Origin of the sequence: Escherichia sp. KTE172 (genome assembly GCF_000408845.1) — a bacterium.
GTDB classification, from domain to species: domain Bacteria; phylum Pseudomonadota; class Gammaproteobacteria; order Enterobacterales; family Enterobacteriaceae; genus Escherichia; species Escherichia coli.
Window position 1 is genome coordinate 2,179,729 of the sequence record NZ_KE137316.1, and the last position, 1,826, is coordinate 2,181,554.

3 protein-coding genes and 2 pseudogenes are annotated in these 1,826 nt (G+C 50.9%); all 5 read left to right on the forward strand.

The window, feature by feature from the left end; genetic code table 11:
• Positions 1 to 145: 145 nt before the first annotated feature.
• Positions 146 to 625, forward strand: a pseudogene (locus tag G434_RS13480) (IS3 family transposase); the annotation flags it as partial.
• A gap of 37 nt (positions 626 to 662) precedes the next feature.
• Positions 663 to 812 (forward strand): annotated as a pseudogene (locus G434_RS30745) (hypothetical protein); the annotation flags it as partial.
• A gap of 75 nt (positions 813 to 887) precedes the next feature.
• Positions 888 to 1,343 (forward strand): IrmA family protein, encoded by a 456-nt coding sequence (locus G434_RS13475; protein WP_000581504.1) that lies wholly within the window; start codon positions 888 to 890, stop codon positions 1,341 to 1,343.
• A 78-nt stretch (positions 1,344 to 1,421) separates the two neighbouring features.
• Positions 1,422 to 1,655 (forward strand): DUF905 family protein, encoded by a 234-nt coding sequence (locus G434_RS13470; RefSeq protein ID WP_001119729.1) that lies wholly within the window; start codon positions 1,422 to 1,424, stop codon positions 1,653 to 1,655.
• Between the two features lie 99 nt (positions 1,656 to 1,754).
• Positions 1,755 to 1,826: hypothetical protein (locus G434_RS30750; protein ID WP_016249737.1), on the forward strand; the 72-nt coding region annotated here is incomplete at its 3' end.

Below are 1,826 nucleotides of genomic sequence, written 5' to 3' on the forward strand. Positions count from 1 at the left end.
AGACCAGAAACACGTATACATCGCGCTTTACAGAAGTGGCAATGGCGTTCGCCAGCATTTAAATGGAGAGCCGGATGCGCTGAAAGGTGCACGTCCGGTTCGGGGAGGAGAGGCAGGGAAATAGTCCGACTACGCCCTGCCTCTTACTCTACTCAGCACATGGCGGGGCTTCGTCTATGTGGCGTTCATCATTGATGTGTTTGCCGGATACATCGTGGGGTGGCGGGTCTCATCGTCCATGGAAACGACATTCGTGCTGGATGCACTGGAGCAGGCGTTATGGGCCCGTCGACCGTCCGGCACGGTCCATCACAGTGATAAAGGTTCTCAGTATGTATCGCTGGCCTACACACAGCGGCTTAAGGAAGCCGGATTACTGGCATCAACAGGAAGTACAGGCGACTCGTATGACAACGCGATGGCGGAGAGCATCAATGGTCTTTACAAAGCGGAGGTAATACACCGTAAGAGCTGGAAAAACCGTGCAGAAGTGGAACTGGCCACACTCACGTGGGTGGACTGGTATAACAATCGACGATTGCTGGAAAGGCTGGGCCATACTCCTCCGGCAGAAGCAGAAAAAGCTTATTATGCTTCCATCGGAAACGATGATCTGGCAGCCTGAGTTCACAGATAAAACACTCTCCAGGAAACCCGGGGCGGTTCAACAACGGGCCGCGACCAATATGTTAATCAAACCACTGGTGGTCAGTATCATCAGGCAACGCCCCGTCATGGAATATGATGCATCCCATCTCGGCAATATGGTTAACCGGCTGGAAGAAGCATTACCCCCGGAGTTACCGGCATAACGGCTATTCTGCGCCTTTTACGCTTTATCACCTGATTTGTCAGTGTCATCGTCATGACTCAGAGAGGTAAATACCATGATTCACCTGTTCAAAACCTGCATGATTACCGCCTTCATTCTGGGGTTAACGTGGTCTGCCCCACTCCGGGCACAGGATCAACGTTACATCAGTATACGCAATACAGATACGATATGGCTCCCGGGAAATATTTGTGCTTACCAGTTCCGGCTGGATAATGGCGGAAACGATGAAGGATTTGGCCCCCTCACCATCACTCTGCAACTCAAAGACAAATATGGTCAGACGCTGGTGACCAGAAAAATGGAAACGGAAGCTTTTGGTGACAGTAATGCCACGCGAACCACAGACGCATTTCTGGAAACGGAGTGCGTGGAAAATGTCGCCACAACCGAAATCATTAAAGCAACTGAAGAAAGTAACGGCCATCGTGTCAGTCTGCCGTTATCGGTTTTCAATCCCCAGGACTACCATCCACTGCTGATTACCGTTTCCGGAAAAAACGTTAACTGATCCCTGAAGTCAGTTTCATGCTTCAGCCTCTGTCACAACGCGTGGCAGAGGCTTTTTATTTATCAGGAGAAAACAGATATGCCGGGTTACACAGAGTATGTCCTGGCTGAAGGATCTTTCTCATACGGGCAGGCGGTTGCTGTCATAACCGCTTACCGCAATGTGTTTATCCAGGATGACCCGGGAATGCATTTCCGTCGGGTTATCCGCAACGCGGAAGGTCAGCGACGCTGGCGCTGCCGGAATTCTGAACCCGATGCCGGAAAGGTGCTTAATACGCGGCTCGCCAGTGACGGTCTTCTCAGACAATAAACGTCATTCATTTCACCCATCAGGCCGCGTCTTCTCCGGGAGACGTGGCTTTTTCATTTATTACACCAGTAAATCTTAACCACCGATAAGGAGCAAATTATGCGACTAGCCAGTCGTTTTGGTTATGCGAACCAGATACGCCGTGACCGTCCGCTGACACACGAAGAACTG